Source organism: Siphonobacter sp. BAB-5385 (assembly GCF_002261125.1).
GTDB lineage: Bacteria > Bacteroidota > Bacteroidia > Cytophagales > Spirosomataceae > Siphonobacter.
On record NZ_NMPS01000135.1, the window covers coordinates 1 to 18,480 of the forward strand.

General features: G+C 42.6%; 16 protein-coding genes. 7 read left to right on the forward strand and 9 right to left on the reverse strand.

Annotated features, from left to right (window positions below; genetic code table 11):
• Positions 1 to 467: 467 nt before the first annotated feature.
• The 4 genes from BWI93_RS13100 to BWI93_RS13115 all read right to left on the reverse strand — a co-directional run bounded on the left by BWI93_RS13100 (position 468) and on the right by BWI93_RS13115 (position 2,147).
• Positions 468 to 989: a hypothetical protein gene (locus BWI93_RS13100; protein WP_094812015.1), complete on the reverse strand. Its 522-nt coding sequence runs from the start codon at positions 987 to 989 to the stop codon at positions 468 to 470.
• Positions 986 to 1,381 carry a hypothetical protein gene (locus BWI93_RS13105; RefSeq protein ID WP_094812017.1) on the reverse strand — a complete coding sequence of 132 codons (396 nt, stop codon included), beginning with the start codon at positions 1,379 to 1,381 and terminating at the stop codon, positions 986 to 988. The genes BWI93_RS13100 and BWI93_RS13105 overlap by 4 nt, the downstream gene beginning before the upstream one ends.
• Entirely contained in the window at positions 1,381 to 1,686 is a 306-nt protein-coding gene (locus tag BWI93_RS13110) for a hypothetical protein (protein ID WP_094812019.1), read from the reverse strand. Before BWI93_RS13110 ends, BWI93_RS13105 begins: the two co-directional genes overlap by 1 nt.
• 80 nt (positions 1,687 to 1,766) lie before the next feature.
• Positions 1,767 to 2,147: a hypothetical protein gene (locus tag BWI93_RS13115; RefSeq protein WP_094812021.1), complete on the reverse strand. Its 381-nt coding sequence runs from the start codon at positions 2,145 to 2,147 to the stop codon at positions 1,767 to 1,769.
• Positions 2,148 to 2,498: 351 nt separating this feature from the next.
• On the opposite strand from BWI93_RS13115, the gene BWI93_RS13120 reads away from it, so the two are divergent.
• The 7 genes from BWI93_RS13120 to BWI93_RS13155 all read left to right on the forward strand — a co-directional run bounded on the left by BWI93_RS13120 (position 2,499) and on the right by BWI93_RS13155 (position 10,678).
• Positions 2,499 to 2,813 (forward strand): hypothetical protein, encoded by a 315-nt coding sequence (locus tag BWI93_RS13120; protein WP_094812022.1) that lies wholly within the window; start codon positions 2,499 to 2,501, stop codon positions 2,811 to 2,813.
• Positions 2,814 to 2,842: 29 nt separating this feature from the next.
• Positions 2,843 to 3,649, forward strand: coding sequence for a relaxase/mobilization nuclease domain-containing protein (locus BWI93_RS13125; RefSeq protein ID WP_094812024.1), 807 nt, complete (start codon positions 2,843 to 2,845; stop codon positions 3,647 to 3,649).
• A gap of 1,143 nt (positions 3,650 to 4,792) precedes the next feature.
• On the forward strand, positions 4,793 to 5,434 hold the full coding sequence (locus tag BWI93_RS13135) for a hypothetical protein (RefSeq protein ID WP_255157842.1): 642 nt from the start codon (positions 4,793 to 4,795) through the stop codon (positions 5,432 to 5,434).
• Positions 5,431 to 6,120, forward strand: a complete 690-nt coding sequence (locus BWI93_RS13140) for a nucleotidyl transferase AbiEii/AbiGii toxin family protein (RefSeq protein WP_094812028.1) — start codon at positions 5,431 to 5,433, stop codon at positions 6,118 to 6,120. The genes BWI93_RS13135 and BWI93_RS13140 overlap by 4 nt, the downstream gene beginning before the upstream one ends.
• Before the next feature lie 461 nt (positions 6,121 to 6,581).
• On the forward strand, positions 6,582 to 9,485 hold the full coding sequence (locus BWI93_RS13145) for an Eco57I restriction-modification methylase domain-containing protein (RefSeq protein WP_255157843.1): 2,904 nt from the start codon (positions 6,582 to 6,584) through the stop codon (positions 9,483 to 9,485).
• Positions 9,486 to 9,515: 30 nt separating this feature from the next.
• Entirely contained in the window at positions 9,516 to 9,794 is a 279-nt protein-coding gene (locus tag BWI93_RS13150) for a hypothetical protein (RefSeq protein WP_141217454.1), read from the forward strand.
• 29 nt (positions 9,795 to 9,823) lie between these two features.
• Positions 9,824 to 10,678: an FUSC family protein gene (locus tag BWI93_RS13155; RefSeq protein WP_303396365.1), complete on the forward strand. Its 855-nt coding sequence runs from the start codon at positions 9,824 to 9,826 to the stop codon at positions 10,676 to 10,678.
• A 253-nt stretch (positions 10,679 to 10,931) separates the two neighbouring features.
• On the opposite strand, the gene BWI93_RS13160 is transcribed toward BWI93_RS13155, so the two are convergent.
• The 5 genes from BWI93_RS13160 to BWI93_RS13185 form a co-directional block, all read right to left on the reverse strand.
• Entirely contained in the window at positions 10,932 to 12,398 is a 1,467-nt protein-coding gene (locus BWI93_RS13160; protein ID WP_094812034.1) for a hypothetical protein, read from the reverse strand.
• 407 nt (positions 12,399 to 12,805) lie between these two features.
• Positions 12,806 to 15,172, reverse strand: coding sequence for an outer membrane beta-barrel family protein (locus BWI93_RS13170; RefSeq protein ID WP_094812038.1), 2,367 nt, complete (start codon positions 15,170 to 15,172; stop codon positions 12,806 to 12,808).
• A 1-nt stretch (position 15,173) separates the two neighbouring features.
• Positions 15,174 to 16,868 carry an O-antigen ligase family protein gene (locus BWI93_RS13175; RefSeq protein WP_094812040.1) on the reverse strand — a complete coding sequence of 565 codons (1,695 nt, stop codon included), beginning with the start codon at positions 16,866 to 16,868 and terminating at the stop codon, positions 15,174 to 15,176.
• Positions 16,868 to 17,782, reverse strand: a complete 915-nt coding sequence (locus BWI93_RS13180; protein WP_094812042.1) for an HTTM domain-containing protein — start codon at positions 17,780 to 17,782, stop codon at positions 16,868 to 16,870. The genes BWI93_RS13175 and BWI93_RS13180 overlap by 1 nt, the downstream gene beginning before the upstream one ends.
• A gap of 2 nt (positions 17,783 to 17,784) precedes the next feature.
• The coding region (locus BWI93_RS13185; RefSeq protein WP_217902267.1) for a hypothetical protein at positions 17,785 to 18,480 on the reverse strand (696 nt) is incomplete at its 5' end.

The window sequence follows — 18,480 nt, forward strand, 5'->3', positions numbered from 1 at the left end:
CCATGCGTTACTGCTAAACTATGAAGTCATCATTGATGCATTCGCGATCATACGTTGGTGAGTAAAGGTAGGGGAGTGGTCTTTGATCTTCTAAAACAGACATTAGCTCTATGTTAATGAATAGGCTTGGAACGAGCATAAATAATTTAGGTGCTAAACTCCCGTTATTTTCAACGCGGCGATCAATCAGGCTAAGCTAGCCTGAGAAGGAGCGGAGAAGTCATTAGCTCATACACTCAAATCACATTCTACATGCCTTTAGCATACGGTCACAAAGCTTATGCCCGCAGTGGTGATGAAGCCGATGCCGTCGGAGCCAGGTAGTTGCTCTACGTGTTTTTGAAACCCGGCCTCGCTCGTAAGGCAAAAAAACACCTCAATCGCCGGCTCCGCCGCTCGGCTTATGATTTGATCCAAGAGCAATGAAAAGCGAGCTCCGGTGCGTCCCTAGCTCGCTTTTCAGTTTTTTACTTCTGCTCCAAACGAATACTTCCCTTGACTACCTGATAGTTTTGTCTCGTCATAAAGAGGCTCCCATCGGTTTGGATCTGAAAGTACTTTTCATGCAACTGCTGGCTGAGTGCTCGAGCGGCTTCTTGCTTCCAGGTAGCCCGCTGTTGATACGCGTCGTGAAGATCATGGCCGAATAGAAGCATTCCTAACACGCCTGCTAGAATCGTAATACCCATAAGGGGGCTAAAGTAGGGGTTTGCCGCTAGCGTCACCCAGAACGCTTTCCAGGTACTCATCCGCTCCACGGAAGGTGGTTGGTAAACCTTGAGTTTGATGCTAGCTTCTACTTTCGCTGTCATTGACTTTTCAAAGGCCTCCATGCTAGCTTTTAAGGCAGTACCTAGTTTCTGCGTGCTCAGGGTATTGGCTTCCACTACCGCTAAAAAGGGAATCAGGGCGTCATCGATGTCTTCTTCATGAATGCCGTACTTTTGAGCAACCCGGTGCTTAAACTGTTTCTTTTCTTCTCGGGTCATAGCGGTAGCTCATTGATCTCCCGCATCACTTTCTTGTACTGGATCCGGCCGACTAGGCCCAGACTGGATACATCGCCATTGCCCGAAAGCAAAGCTAGAATTTCGCGGCCCGACTGCGAGGAGCCAATCTGACCAAAGCAATAGGCCGGGGAGCTTTGACTCAGGGTTTGCTTAGTCTGTTGAGCCGTTTCTTCAACCTGAAACGTACCCGCGTTTACTAAGGCCGAAAGCGGGAAGACGTCCTGATTGACTTTCTTTAGAGTTAGAAAGTAGTTCATCGTCGCTGTGAAGGCATCTTTTCCCGCCAGGATGACGTGAAAGTGAACCGCTAAGGATAAGGCATCGAGCTCTTCTTTGATGATCGAAGCTTCGAGTTGGTGAGTCAACAGCATTAAGAACTCTTCGCTTTCCGGAGCTCCAAGATACTCGTTTCATACTTTTTGGACTGGGCAATGACTTCAAAGAGCTCTAGGATTTTTTCCCGGTCTAGTTTCTTTTCGGAGTCTAAGATGGCAAAGGACTTGATGCGGTCAGCTCCGACAATGGACGAGAGCCGAAGCGAGCTGGTGGCCGTCGAGTTATCCAGATCAATAAAGACGGTGGAGGTGTCTTCCTGGTGTTTTTGGGCGAGAAACCAGGTCAGTAAACTCTTGCCCACGCCTCCCTTGGACTGGAGGATGCAGTGAATGGTTTTCATGCGTTAGGTTGGTTTAAAAAGAAAGGCAGTAGTTAAAAGAATATAATCGATTAAAAAGGCGAGTCAGTAGAGGCTCGTACTTAATCCAGTGAGAAACCCGAGGGTTTGCGGTGGGAGGGGTCTTCCTTGGCCCGCAGTTTGTCTAAAGCTTCTGCTAGTGAATCAAGCTTCAGTGTCGAAACAGGAGAGTTGGAGGTAGGGGAGGGATCTATTAAAACAGACGGAGCAGGCGTAGCCTTCCCGGTTTTAGGATGCAGACGACGCTTTAGGTTGTAAAGGTTCTGCTCGTTTAAAACGATGCCTAGTTCATCCTTAATCTGCTCACACATGATGCTCGCGGGAATATGAAAAAGCGAATCTCCATAATACGCAGCCAGCACATCAAAGCGGCCTTTGAGGTTCCGCTCAAAAGCCATTCGTACATACTTTTTCTCCATATTAATTAATAGCGTAGTAAGCATTTTTTAGAGCAGGTACACCACTACTATACAGCAGATCTACCACCAGTATCGCTCAAACTACCAAAATAGAACCTAAATACGACTAAAATAGAAAGATACATGAGCAAAAATAACGTAATGTTAATGTACTTAACAAAAAAACTTCCGCTAGTATTGTAGAGCATAGGAGAGCAAGCCATAGCAAATGTTCCACATTTGCCACCCGTTCACTTAGCGTTCACTGGCTTGTTGGGGCTAGAGCCCCAAACCCCCGGCGAGACCCTGAAAGGGTCCGCCGCTCGTAAAAAAAGCGGAAGTGAGTTTAAGTCATAGGTTAAATGAGCAGTAGCGTAAAATGAATAGAAGAGAATAATGGAAACAGTCAAAGAAAAGAAAGGTAGAAAAGCGGTGACTCGCACGGTGGGCCTGAGAGCCCGGGTTACTAAAGAGGAGTATAGCCGGATTCAAAACCGGGCGATTCTTTCGGGCATGAGTGTCTCGGAATACATCCGGCAAACCGCCCTAGGAGCTCCCATCTACGAGGTGCTTTCTAAAGAGGAACGGCAAACGCTGACGGGTCTGTCCCGCAATCTTAATCAACTCATGGCCTTTGCTCACAAAGGCTACGTGCACGCTAGGCAGGTGGAAGAAGTGTTAGCCGCCATCAAGCAGGTACTCAAAAAGTAGGGAAAAGAAGTAGATAACCACTAGAGCCGATGATTGCCAAGACCAGCTACGGAAGCTCCTTTAAGGGAGCCTTGCTTTACGGAGAGGGGCAAGATGAAAAGGGCAAACGAAAGCCCGGAAAATCGGAGCTTTTGCATACCGAGAACCTGGCTTCTTTGGACGCCAGGGGAATGGCCGAAGAAATGAAAGCGGTGGCTAAAAACCACCGGGTGAAAGTACCCGTGATGCACACGAGTCTGAGTTGGAAGCCGGGCGAAGCGGTCACCAGCGAGCAGATGAGAAAGGCGAGTCTATTGTACTGTGAGCAGATGGGAGCTTCGCCCGAAGAGCACCAGATTGTCATCTTTCGTCACTTTGATCAGCCGCACCCGCACTGTCATATTTACATCAACCGGGTGCCGCTGGATCGGGGCAATGCGGTGGCTCAGTCCAATGACTACCTCCGAAACACGAAGGCGTGTCGGGAGATCACTCGGCAGCTGGGCTTTGAAAAGCTGGAGGAAAAGAAGACAAGCAAAGGATTAGTCAAAGAGCGAAGCCCCGAAGCGAATGCTGCCAAACAATGCATTCATGAGTCAATCAAGCTTGCTTTACGTACAACGAACGTGAAAAGCTTTGTGGAGCTGAAAGAGGAGCTTGAAAAGACAGGGATCGAAGTCAAGCTCATGGAGAACAAGAACGGGGTGTCGGGCATCTCATTTCGAGCACAAGGCTTTGCCTATAAAGGCCAGGACGTCAACTTCAAGACCGCTGATCTGAAAAAGCAGCTCGAAAAGAATCAGCTGACCGAAGAAAGTAAGCAAACGCTTACCCTAAGCAAAGGGTTACGCATCTAGCCAAGCCTGCACGGGTTTTCTCGGGGGGGGAAACGGTAAAGCATGCGATAAGAGTTAAAGAGCTACCTTAACTCATCTTACCGGTAATCATCGGTACGAGATGAAATGAACGGTTTACCGGGCATCTGCCGGACATTCTCCGGAGCAAGACCGGTTTACGCTTTCACTAGCAGTCGAGTCCCTGAAGTGAGTGAAACGCTGGATCAAGAAAAAAGAATGTAATTGATTATCAGGAATTTAACGTGTGGCGGGGAACCGAGCCTTAGATAAACCCAAGAAAAAGGCTAGTCTCCAGCCAACTCATACCGGTAAATCCCGGGATTTACCGGTAGAATGCTTTTCCAGGCATTCCTCGGTAAATGCCCGAGAAATACCGGTTTTCTTTTAGGGATGAGAGCCCTTTTTCTAAGGAAACAAGGTAAGACGATACTCTCGGTGATTGCCGAGAAACAATCAAAAGGATTGGCAGACGGCAAGCCCTGGTATTTTCCGGGCCTATACCGGTGTAGGTCCGGGAAATACCAGGTGTTCACCGGCGAGCTAAGCAAGAGTCAATTCTATTGTTCATGGCCGGTATAGACCCGATAAACGCCGACCATCGGATCACGTGCGGATACGCCTTTTAAAACCGATGATTAGATTTGAATGAAGCTCGGTAGTTACCGAGTGCCTGCCGAGCAGTGCCCGGTACAGCGTCCGGGAAATACCGGGTAGTATCCAAGAAGGATCCTATTGTAGGGGTAGGCTTCTAGGCGTTTGAATCAAGAGATCATGAAGTCTTATAGGATGTCCCAGTAGTTGCGGCAAATATCGGTAGGAATGAGTAAACGCTTTTCTCGGTATTTACCGGAGTAATCGACTAAGCTTGTCTAGTAGAGTAATGGATCGATCGAAGAAGTAGATTGCTTGGCGATGGATAAGGAAAACGGTTGAGCTGCTTTTAAAATAGGTCAGCAAGTAAGGATTTACCTCTTATATCATTTTATGAAAGAACGTCTAACAAATGTAAAATTTAGTAGTTTAATAATTTTATCTTATATCAAAATTGCTTTCATAATAAATGATTATGAAAACCTTATATTTTCCATCAATTTTCTGAAATCATAAAAAATGAGTGATACTATAATCTCAATCTATAAGACAATGGACAGTATAACTTATAATTATAATGGTGTTCATGAAACATTAACTAGAATTTATCATTACATATTCTTCTCTTTTTTGTTTTCTGTTTGCAAATCGCAAACAGAAAACAGTGTATATATTTGTAGAACTATGGAACATAATGGAATGAGACCTCAGGATATTCCTATCCTCTTGAAAGTGTTACTCAAAGAAGGTGAACCTTGGCAGTATCGAGATTTGAGTGTTGCTTTGGATATTAGCTTATCCGAAATTTCCCACTCACTCAAAAGGAGCTCCCTAGCTGGCCTTTACCAAGAGGACCGGAAAAAGGTGGCTCGCCAAAGTCTTTTCAAATTTTTGCAGCATGGTCTCCGGTACGTATTTCCGGTACATCCAGGAGCCCTGGTTACTGGAGTTAAAACCGGGCATTCACACCCTTACTACAAAGAGAAGTTCATTAGTGGCCAAGAACTGGTTTGGCCTTATGAGGGTGGGGATACTCGCGGACAATCCATCAAACCTTTGTATTCAGGAGTACCAGCCGCCGCTCAAAAAGATGAAGTCCTATATAAGCTATTGGCAAGTATTGATATACTTAGAATCGGACAATCCAGAGAAATAGCTGCGGCTACATCTGAATTAGAAAAATATATCTTATGAGTCATCACCAAAATGTAACGAGAATCAAGGCGGTTCATCAGGCTTTAGAGGAGCTAGCAGGCGAAGTAGTTTTTGTAGGTGGAGCAACCGTCTCTCTCTATACAGATAGACCCGCGGAAGAAATTCGTCCTACAGAAGATATTGATATACTGATTGAACTAGCCCATTACAATGAATACGCAGCAGTTGAAGAGAAGCTTCGTAAAAAGGGATTTGCCAATGATACCGAATCTGGGGTGATCTGCCGCTACAAAGTTCAAGGCATCATTGTCGATGTAATGCCTACTTCTGAAGCTATCTTAGGCTTTAGTAACCGATGGTATTCCGATGGTTTTAAGCTGGCAATGCCCGTTGCTCTAGACGAGAGGATTACCATTCAAATTTTTAATCCACCTTATTTCTTAGCTACGAAGCTGGAAGCATTTAAAGGCCGTGGCAATGGAGATGGCCGCTTAAGCACTGATTTTGAAGATATTGTCTACGTGTTAAACAACCGAAGCACTATTTGGTCAGAACTACAGTTAACTCAAGATCTGATTCACGAATATCTGAAAGAAGAGTTTACAAGACTTCTCGGGAATCGTTACTTAGATGAGTGGATTAGTGCTCATATCGAATACGCAGAACGAAACAGAGTTTCATTAATTATTCGTTCTATGGAGGATTTTGTCAATAATAAAACTTAATCAGTTTTATCATATCCGCTTAACAGATCAAGTAAGAGTAGCTAAAATTTAATCGAATTGAGGATAATTTTCCTAAAGAGTTAGTAATTTGAAGGTCATTTTAAGATAACTATCATTTTTTGAACTAACACTTAGCCCAACACTAATTACTGATCATGAGCTTTACTCAATTAAAACCCCGCCAGGTTATCAATAAAGCTTTTCTCAAAGTAAAGCCTAATCGAATTGATATTGAAAAATTTAAGAACCACTTAATTTTAGTATTAGATCAAATCCATGAACTAGAGTCCGAGGAATTTCATAAAAATATTGTTTCTAGGTTTCTGGAGACTACCTATTAATCGCCTAATCATTACATCAACACAAAAGGATATAATGACTTAGTAATTCATAATGGCAATAATGCTTATAGTTCAGTTGGAGTAATTCTTGAAATCAAAAAGCCTACTAACAAGGCAGAAATGCTAAAACTAGGCCAGCTCAACACAAAGGCCTTTCAAGAGCTATTACTATATTATCTAAGGGAGCGAATAACTGCTAATAACCTAGAAATCAAGCATATAGTTGCTTCGAATATTTATGAATGGTTTATTTTTGATGCCAGTACGTTCGAACGAACCTTTGCTCAGAATAAGAGACTTGTTCAAAAATTTGTTGATTTTGAAGAAGGTAGGCTAGGGGATCGGAAAACAGAATACTTCTATAAAGAAATTGCTGAACCCGCTTTGGCCTCTATTCAGATTGAAGTACCATTTACTCATTTTGACATACGGGAATACGATAAGCCGCTACGTAATCAAGATAAACAAGATGATCATAAATTAATCACGTTATATAAACTTCTTTCACCTGAGCATCTACTTAAACTACCCTTTACTAATGATAGTAATTCCCTTGATAAAGGCTTCTATAGCGAATTACTGCATATCATTGGCCTGACAGAAACAAAGGAGGATGGTAAAAAAGTCATTACGCGTAAGAAACAAGGCGAACGTAACAGGGGATCTCTACTTGAAAATGCGATTAACCAGATTGATAGTCTAGACAAATTATCTCGTTTTGAGAAGCCTAGCCAGTTTGGTCTCACTAGTGATGAACGCCTTTTTAATGTAAGTCTTGAATTGGTAATTACTTGGGTCAATCGTATTCTTTTTCTTAAACTACTTGAAGCTCAACTCATAAAATATAATTCTAGATATAGTCACGCCAAAAAAAGCGACTCCACTTATTCTTTTCTTAATACTAATAAAATTAAGAATTACGATGATTTGAACAGTCTGTTCTTTGAAGTACTAGCTCGTAAACCAGAAAAAAGAGATGAAGAATACAAAAAGCTTTTTTCTACCGTACCTTATCTTAATAGTTCTCTATTTGAGCCCACTGACATCGAGCATATTACCATATTTATCAGTAACCTTAAAGATGAATACACTTTACCTATCTTATCTACTACTGTTTTAAAGAATAAAGAAGGGAAAAAACGTTCAGGAGATTTAAATGCGTTAGAATACTTTTTCGAGTTTCTTAATGCCTACGAATTCAGTGGGGAAGGGGCTGAAGAGATTCAGGAAGATAATAAGACTCTAATCAATGCTTCAGTGTTAGGTCTGATCTTTGAAAAAATCAATGGTTACAAGGACGGATCATTCTTTACTCCTGGCTTCATTACAATGTATATGTGCCGGGAAACGATCCGGCGAGCAGTTATTCAGAAGTTCAACGAAATTAAGGGATGGGAGTGTGCGGATCTAGATGAGTTGTATGATAAAATCGAAGATAAGCTAGAAGCCAATCAAATTATTAACAGCTTGAAGATATGTGATCCCGCAGTAGGTTCGGGACACTTTCTAGTATCCGCTTTAAATGAGATTATTAGTATTAAAAATGATCTAAAGGTATTATTTGACCGGTCTGGTAAGCGAAGACTACGCGATTATCATATAGAAGTAGTAAACGACGAGCTAATCATTACGGATGAGGAAGGTCAGCTTTTTGAATATAATCCTAATAGCACTGAAAGTCAAAGGGTTCAAGAGACCATTTTCCATGAAAAACAGACCATCATTGAGAATTGTCTATTTGGCGTTGATTTAAATCCTAATTCAGTAAAGATCTGCCGTTTACGTTTGTGGATTGAGTTGTTGAAGAATGCTTACTATACATCTTCGCCTGCAGCGGCCCTATATGAAAGGTCTTTAGAAACCCTGCCTAATATTGATATAAACATTAAGTGGGGAAATTCCCTTGTAAGTCGCTATGCACTGGATGCGGACTTAAGTCAGGCACTAAAAAAGAGTAAGCTATCCATCAATAATTATAAAGCAGCGGTACAAACGTACCGTAATGCAGAGAATAAAGAGCAGAAGCGGGAAATGGAACAATTGATTAATAAAATAAAAAGCGACTTCCGGACCGAGATAACCAATAATGATCCTAAGAAAAAGAAACTATCTAAGTTGACTGGAGAACTATATAATAGTTCTCAAAATCAGTTGTTTACGCCTAGTAAAGCTGAAGCAAAACTAAATAAGCAGAAGCAGGAAAAGCTTAAAAAAGAAATAGAACAGCTCACCGCATATATAGAAGAGGTAAAGAATAATAAAATGTATGAAAATGCTTTTGAGTGGCGATTCGAGTTTCCAGAGGTTTTAAATGACGAAGGTGATTTCATTGGATTTGATGTAATGCTTGGAAACCCACCTTACATGCAATTACAAAAAATGGGTAATGAAAGTATCAATCTTCAAAAAATTGGTTATCAAACTTATGAATCAACAGGAGATATCTACTCATTATTTTATGAGAATAGTTGGAATGTTCTCAGAAGCAGAGGCATTTTGTGTTTTATCACATCTAATAAATGGATGAAAGCCGCTTATGGTAAAAGTACAAGGAAATTCTTTAGCGAGGAAACAAACCCCATACTGCTAGTTGATTTTGGAGGACAAAAAATATTTTCATCTGCAACAGTAGATACTAATATAATTCTATTTTCAAAAGACAAAAATCAAGGTAACACTATTGCTTGCATATTAAGAGAAAATGCGTTGGATAATCTGCGAGATTATATAACAAACCATTCCACTATTAATAGTTTTTTAACGGAAAATAGTTGGATAATTCTATTAGGGATAGAATTAAGTATTAAATCAAAAATTGAAGCAAACGGTAAACCTCTTAAAGACTGGGATGTCAATATATACAGAGGTATCCTCACTGGCTATAATGAGGCTTTTATCATTGACGGCAAGAAGAAAGATGAGTTGATTGCTCAGGACCCTAAAAGTGCCGAAATTATACGACCGTATTCCTTAACCAAGAGAATACCCTCATGTTATTCCGTTTCAGGCAAAGTCTTCTCTTGATTAGGATGACCTGACAAAGATAAATCATTTTTGCAACATTGTTGCAAAGCGGCCATTCTTTTCCAGCTACTGGCGAACCATAGGAGTATCCACGCGGATAGTGAAGAAGTGTACTACACGCTTCGTAACGAAACCGCAGTCGTCATTCCCGCCAAACCCCCGGTGGAGTATCAGCATTTTGCTCCCTTTGAAAAGCTGGAATGGAAGCAGTTTATAGCGAATTTTAAAATAAGCTCGCCGATATTCCGGTTTTCACTTCGCCTGGCCGTGACCTGTTTTTTGTTATATACTGCCAGGTATTTGCCCTAGGCCAGTACAGCTATTGAATATTGATTACCGTGGTGGTGATCATAAAACCCGCATTCAGTCTCACCCGGGAACGAAACGTGCAACGGCTGATTGGTACTTTACTGGGGATCGTCATCGCCCTGTGCCTGCTGCATTTCGTTACAAACACGGCACTACTCCTTGGGTTGGCGTCGGTGTTTCTGCTCATTTATTTTACCTTCAATCGCATCCACCACCTCCTGAGCGTGATCGCGCTGACGCCGTTGGTCATCACCCTCCTATACGTTTACGGGAATAGTGGATGGGGCTTCGTTCTCGAACGAATGTACGATACACTGATTGGATGCGCCATTGCCTTTGGAGCCACGTATCTTTTCCCCTCCTGGGAGTCCATTCGGGTACTTTTTCTATGCAGAGAATTGCTGAAATTCAATGTACAGTACCTGGGAAAACTCGAGGATGCGCTTCGTGGGGAACCTACCAATGTGACGGCCTACAAACTGGCCTGGAAGCGTGTTTACCTGGGCCAGGCCAACCTATCGCAATCTTTTCAGCGAATGCTCATAGAACCCGGCAATCAAGCCATCATTTCTAAATACATGTATCATTTTCAAATGCTGAATCATATACTCAGTGCTAATATCGCTTCACTTTTCAGGTCCATCGCCGTCGGGAACCAACGGGTAGATCCGGGTCAGATAAAGGCAGTAAAGGACGTACTCGTTCAAAGTTTGCTTTATCTAGATCCTTCACCGAACGAGGGGATCTCAGACGATTCGGAAGAAAGAGTGAAGGAGATCCTCGATGATGCTTCAGAAAAACACCAAGATCCGTTTTTTTTGTTGAATAAACTAAGCGGGCAAATCAGGGTTTGCTGCCTGGAACTTCGGGCCCTACTGGTTTGAGTAGCCGGGTGTCCCAATCCAGTGTTGAGGATTAGGGGATATAGGAACCAATGACCTGTTTCCTGCGTATACATTCCTCCTAATCAATGCCAGGAAGGCCTCTATCTGCAAGACGTTCAGCAGATAGAGGCCGATTCATTATCTGAGGCTTCGAAAAGTTCAGATTGCGATTTCTTTTTTTGGGTTTACCACTGACGAGAGGGGTTCCGAAACATACCTTCCAAAACTCTTTTCAGCATCAACCCGGATGGACTTACAACCATTTAATTTGGTTATTCAAAACCATAAACGGTCGTTGAGTAGTAGTGGGCTCCGTATCACAGACCAGATAGAGGGTATTGGAAGAAACCTGAGGAAAGGTAAGTACGCCTTGTCTGGCCGTAGCAGTCCTGGCAAACGACCACTTCCCATTCCAGTAAAAAAGGTTGTAGGTTTTACCTTCAACGGGGGCAGAACGTACGTGACCCCGGGCTATCCTGGCAAAAGCTTTGACATTCCACTCCTTCTTTGCTACATCCATTTGATCAAACTCAATCGACTGCATGCGATTTAAAACAATGTCAATTTTTTTACTGGACGGTTGCAGGAGTATAGGTTTACCCGCAGGCGTCAAATAAAAGGGCAGGATCGTTGTTTCCGCGGGGCTTTCACCGTACGTCGACACGCAGTACAAAAGGTCCCTGGCGAGGTTTGAAAACAGATAGGCATCCTCTTTTCGTTCCGTAGCCATCACGGGAACCCATTTGCCGTCGTTGTAATTATTGATGTAAACAAGTTTCGGTTCACCATTGATCTGCGGATTCGTGAACGTTATGTCACTGACGGGCAGGTATTGAGCGGTGACATCAATCATTCGGGAATTCACCGACATGGGCAAAAAGTAATTAAGATGCCCGTATTTGTAGTAGGGCGTTTCCTTCTGGGCCGAATACACGTACCGATAAATTTTGCCGGGTTTTCTATACGTGGAATACGGGCTATTCTCGCCGTCTTTGATCAAATACAAAGGTTCGTATTTTCCAATGTTAGCTTCGGCACCTAAAAAAGGTATACTCACGTCATGGGCCAGAACGAGGCTGTTCCAGACATGCGATCCGGGCATGTTACCCCAAGCGGGCGTAAAGTCAATGGATACCGGAACCCCAAACGCTCGTAACGTATAGGCAGCTATCGTAGCCATGGAAACACAGGTGCCTTCCTTCCCATGCGTTATATGGCTGTAGGTTAACGTGTCTTCCAGCTTGTTGGTGTAACTAAATTTAAACCAGGATTTTAAGGAATCGTTAATCCGGTTGCAGCTGTCGACCAAAGCTGACGTACGGGTGATGCCGGAAAAGGAGTGTTTGTGGTACTGGTGCCAAACCTGTCTCCGCCAGGTATGAATGTTCGCAGAGTTTACCCGATAGGGTAATACAAATTCCTTGAATCCATTTTCTGAAATTAAACCGTTTTTGATTAGTTCATTCGAGGATTGATAGGCATCCTCAATGTTACTCAGAATAATGTCATCATTCACTAGTTTCCGGTCCTGACCAATGGCTGTTTTGCTCAGTACATGAATCAGGCCCTCCATGTTTGATTTAATGAAATGATAGTAGCTTTTCTTAACTTCATGCGTCAGGCTAAAATCTGGACTACCAAAGGTACTGGATGGATCGGCGGTTAAATGACAGCCGGCAGCGGTAGTTAATAAAAGAAAAGCAATGATCTTATTTTTCATAGAATCGTTTTCTGGTAGAATAGCTAAAAAGTAGTTTTATTTCTAACGACATTAACTTTATTGTTAAATAGAAGCAGACAGGTAGCCTGAATTCGTATGTCTTCAGCATTAGTATTGTAAAGCACTAAATTTTTCCCGTTTTTCAGTGAAAACGAATAAGGAGTGGCAGGTAAGATAGTCACCTGATGGCCATCATACAGAGCGTAGGCATGGGTGCTGGAATAATTCCGGACGCGTACCTTTACTTTAGAATTATGAATGGATTCAAATTGAATTTGCTCTTTGGATGATAAAAGGGTTTGACCCGTGGAATACATTTTACACGAGGTAGTCATGCCTATCATGCACACGATCAGGAACGCATTGAAAACCAGTAAAAGATTGTCGTTTTTCATAAGATTACTCCATTATTTTAATCGGTCAACCGCCTCTTTACTTTCAGACTGATCTTTATCTTTCGTCTTTACCTGTAATTTTCCAAAACTCCACGCAATAGTTAATCGCAACGTTTGAGCATCATTGTACGTGCTGGTTTGATAGGAAAGATGATTATAAAGCGCCCGCTCCGCCCTTCTATCGCTTTTAAAAACGTCCGTGAAAAATAAAGTGAAGGTTACATTCGGTTTATCTAATTTCTTTTGTAAAGCCAGATTCACACTGGAATAGTTGAAATGTTTGAAAAAGCCATCACTCATCGTATTCATGTAGTAAAAATTGACTTGTGCCACCCATTTGTTTTTCAGAGAAAACGCCGTCAGCAGCCGAAAATCTACGAGTGGAGTTGAGGCTTCCTTTGCAACCTTTGTATACTGAGCGTTGTAATAAATGACATTGGATGAGCCAATAATTTTTAAAGGCTTAAGGGGATTGAGTGAAACATTGAAATTAGCGTAGTAAGCCTGGGCATTGAAATTGTCATACTGCTGATACAGGCTTCCCTGGTGATCGGGTAAGACGATGGTGCTAATAAAATCTTTCAGGTATTGAAATCCCACCGAAGAAGTAAAGAAGCTATTGTTGCTCCAGGACAAATCCAGAACGTAATCCTTTTGTGGTTTAATGGATTGATTGCCCCGGAAGTTAGCCACGGAGTTATCCGTAAATCGTTCAAAGGGATTTAACTGGTAGTAGTCGGGCCGCGTGAAGGTGTTTTTGTAACTGAGGCTCCAGACATTCGCAGGACTGCTGTTCCATTGAATTAAAAAAGAAGGAAACAGATTGGTCCAGTTAAGGTTAGATTTTGCCCCGGTCGTGACATTTTTTGAAATAATCTGATTGTTCTCGAGGCGTAAACCCAGTCGATAGTAAACATTTTTAACCTCTTTACTCCATTCACTAAAGACTGCATAGGTATGCTCATCGTAGTTAAACCGGGAGCTAGCCAGTAAATTCTTTTCGTTCGTCAGGAAAATTTCATTCTGGTCGTTCAACTGGTTTTTAAAAAACCGGATACCACTCAAGAATTCACCGTTCCCTATATTCCGGCTGTAATGAATGGTTCCTACCACCGTTCCGAGCTTTTGCGGGAAAATATCCAGGTAAGAACGCGTTTGACTTTCTTGCGAACGTACGAAGAAATCAATGGTTCTGGTGTTCGTAAACGATTTGTTATTTTTAAAATATTCTACCTGTAGTTTAAGATTTTGTGTGGTCGAATCCCAGCTTAGCTGATAACTACTCTGAACGAAAAAATTCCTTGCCTGAGTTCTGGAATTAGATTGGAACGAAAAAATGGAATCATTTTCCTGCAATCGTTCCAGGGCAGGAAATCCATTTGTGGAGTTTACCGTAGTGTTAGACGGACTGGAATTTAGTTCTGAATACACACTCAGTACACTTTTCTTACTAAGCTTACTGCTGAACTGACCGTAAATTCGCTGGTGGTCGATGGTATGATCCGAACGTTGATCCACCTGCCAGGGGTGGCTTTGACGATATAGCGTTGAAATGTCTTTGGTTTCTCGTTGGGTGCCGCGATTATTGGAATAGCCGATTTGAATATCGGAATCGGAATTTTTAATGTCCAATCGGGTGGAAAACGTGTTTCTAAGAAAAGTAGCTTTTGCTAAAGCATTCGTGAGGGTAACTTTGACGCCTTTCTGATCGAAATCTTTCGTTTTAATGGCAATGACCGTAGCTACATCGGCGGGATAATTACTAGCCGGATTGCTGATCACTTCGATACGACTGATACTGGAGGCTGGAATGGATTGCAGGTAATCTCTCAATTCATTGCTAGTCATATATATTCTTCGATGATCGATATACACAACGGTTTGCTGATTCTTTACGCTGATGTTCCCAGTATCAAAGGTCTGGACCGAAGGCGTGGAGCTTAGCATACTCCAGAGGTCACTGGTGGTGGCCAGGGGACTTTGAGCAACGTCAATGACCAGATTGCCTTTCCGGATTTGCAGGTACGATTTCGCTTTCGTGACGACCACGGATTTCAATTCATGCTGATCCGCCGTCAGGACTAAGGGTGTCCGCGACGTATATTCATTGAGGCTAAGCAACGTATCCAGCTTCTGATAACCCATGAAGGTGACACGGATCGCATACTGACCTTCGTGAGCCAGATTCAAGCGGTAGGTGCCATTCGTGTCCGTTTGAAAAGTAACGAGGGGTTGGTTGTTTTTAAAAATCGATACGTAGGCGAAGGGGAGTGGTTCGGCGGTATGTTTATCCCGTACACTAACGTCCGTGCGAATTTGTGCGTGTATGGAACTGGATACAAACAGCAATAGACTCAGTAAGGATACTAATACATTCATGCTACTTCTCTTTAGGTAATTGCGTTTTTAATGCCCAGGCTCTGGCCTTTATCTCCCGGACCAATTTTGAATCTATTTTAATGGGCATCTCGATAATCTTATTGGCTAGCTTTAAGGCCTGCGCATCATCCTGCTGATTCGTGTAAAGCATCATCAATCGATAGCGCGGGTAAAACAGCTTGGGTACCAGGAGGGAGGATTTAAGGTAAGCGCTTTCGGCTTCGGAGAGGCTATTCAATTTTTCATAACATTCGCCCAGCAAAACGTACAGGTCGTAATGGCTGGAGTAGGCGGTTGCCTGGTTTAGTAAGGAAATGGCCCCGGGGTAATCTTTCGTCAGGTATAAATTCCGGGCAAAATCCTTGAGAACCAGGGGATCATCCGACAGTTCGGGCATCACACTCGTATACAGCCTTTTGATGGCTTCTGCGTTCAAGGCCTGAGCGGGTTTCGATGAAGCAATAAGGTGCCACCTCATCACGGCATTGTACCGATAGATCAATCCACCACTGACGACTAATGAAACGATACTTAAAGCAATGAAGACTACTTTTTCATTGGCTCTAAAAACAAAACTATGGGTTTTCTCTGCCGAGATCATTCCAGTAACACTGAACAGAAAGATGAAGACGATGATCATCGTTTCGCCTGGATACGAAAAAAGTCCCAGTACGAATAGCCCCGCTAATGAAAGGATAAACATCAGGGATGACTTACGATTGGATCGTATCCGTTTAGTTAGGTTCGCCAGCAGGAGAATGAATAGTAAGCCCCCAAACAGACCCCCTTTCAGCAACAAATCCATGTATTCGTTGTAATTGACGTTTACGTACGCCGAAAGAAGCTCAGCGTCTGGATTCGTATGGTTTGCGAAATAAGTTGACTGGTGATCGTTGTAACATTTGTCAAAATTTTTGAAGCCAATCCCAAAGAACGGTTGATGTAGGATCAGTTCGAACTCCCGTTGCAGGATAAACCACCGGCCGGAGGTGGAATCTGCTTTTATAAACAGTGCTCCAGCAACAAGGAGGGTAAAACCAACCACCAGTGATGAAATCAGGATCGTTAATTTGCGTTTTGATAGCTTCGTGCTGAAAACACCCGTTGCCTGTAAGACAAGGAGTAAGCCCACTAGTGACGTGGCAATAAACGCAGTTCTCGAATAGGAGTGAAAGGCAATCAGATAGTATGTTAAACCGCTTGATGCTGCGAAAAAGCCGACTTCATACAGCGGACGTTTGTTTTGCCGGGCCACTACCAGCGAATAGGCCATGAAGGGAAAGATAGCCGCCAGAACATTGGCAAACACCGCTCTATTTCCAAAACTGCCCAGCAGGATCTGCCCCTGCATCAGCTGCGTGCCCGCAATGACAGCTTCGGAAAAACCGATCAGAGTCAGGAAAGTAATGACCCGACTTACTAACAATTTATTTTGATAGTATACTCTTAAAATGACGTACAGCAGGGCACATATGATCACTGTATAGTAATCACTAATCTTCGGAGCTGTAAATGATTTTAAATAAATGTTTAGGGTAACGTATAAGAAAAAAAGGCCCGCCAGGATATCCGTAGAGGTGATATGAAATACGTTTTCAGGGCGAAGATTAAATGCTTTGTAGGTATAGGCTAACACGAGTAGCGTTGGTAAAGCTATCGCTGGAAAAAGATACGTATACGAAAAAATTGGATTCATCACTTACGATTATCGTTAGGACTGAGATCTAAAAAGGCAGTTAAATTGAGTATAATCATGAGGGATGAAAAATAGTAGAGGCCCAGGCAAAGCAGAATGCCCAGGTGCATGGAACAGACTAATAGTAATCCAATGTTTCGGTACGGCTGTTTCCAGATGAATAAAGGGTAGAGTAACTCGATCAGCACGACGCTCCAGCCAATGATCAGGGCCAGCATAGGTAAGGTAGAAAGGAACTCGTAGTCCATGGAAACAGCGGAGGTAAAACCGGGTAAATGCAGTGATTTCCAGATGGATTCGCCGTTCCGCCAGTTATCGCCAATGATCTTTTCAACTCCCGAGGCGAAATACACAATGCACAGGTGCAGCTGTAGTATTTTCCGGTAGGGGGAGGGATTAACCGATTCGTAGTTAAAAAGGAGGCGATCCAGTGACTTACTATGTCCTACTGGAAAAATGACGCAGTAAAAGAGGGCAATGGAGGTGAAGTAGTCTACCCCATAACTGTAAACAGACGAACCTTTTACAATGACCAGGTGTAGAATGAGCAGATTGATTGCAGTAAATCTTGAAAAAAGCCCCGTTGCCAAGCATACGCATAAAAGCATATAATAGCCCAGGAACGTATGTAGTAATAGCTCTTTGGACAGGTGAAGAGAAGAGCTTATATAATCAAGTGTACTAGCTATATTGGGTACAAACCAAGGCCGCTGGATATCCATGATATCCTGGGGAACAATACTGTTGTTTACATATATAGATTCAAAATCACTGAGGTAGGATGCGAAATGCAGGAGGCAAAAAATGCCTATGGCCATTCTAAAATAGTATAAAAAATCACGATCTTCCTTTCTGGCGATAAAGAAGTGTTTGTAGATCGTTTGATTGATCGATAATGGTAAGGTTTTTTCCATGATCAGTTCATTGCTAATTTGTTACTCTCTTTTTTGAGGTCAAAACCAACGATTTTAATCAGCTTCGCTTCGCGGTTACCAACGATGTATTTATCTAGCATAGGGTAACTATACAGATACAGGTTTACCTGCCCCTCGTGTAGTTCAGGACTTTTACAGGTATTAAGCATATTATGGCCTATGGATTTGAGCACGATATCCAGAAAGCGGGTATATAACGTGGTTGTATTCTTTTTCTTTATCGCTTTCATTCGTTCCTGAAAACCGCTGATCAGGGTTTCGTAGCGTAAGGTTCCCTCATTCGTCTGAAGAGCTGGCGAGTATTTTCGATCGATTACTTTCCCGTTTTTATCTTTCATCACGCATTCGACGATGTAGCTGCTAGCAACGTTAGGAGCAAAGAAACCATACCCTGCATCTACGCCACTGATGACTGTGTAAGGCGTAATGCCGGGTAATTCCAGTACTTTATAAATACTTTTCTGGATGAGATCTTTCTCGATTTTACTCCCTTTTACCGTTTCTGTTTCCGAGAGATAGTCTTTGGCCGTGGAGTAATCACTTAAGAAAGAGGTTAACAGGATTACTGTCAGGTGAAATACGGCGAATAGGCCCAGTGCTACCCTTTTTCTATTCCGGTTTAGTTTCATAAGGATATTCATTAAAAAGACAACCAGGAGTTTAAACTCCTGGTTGTC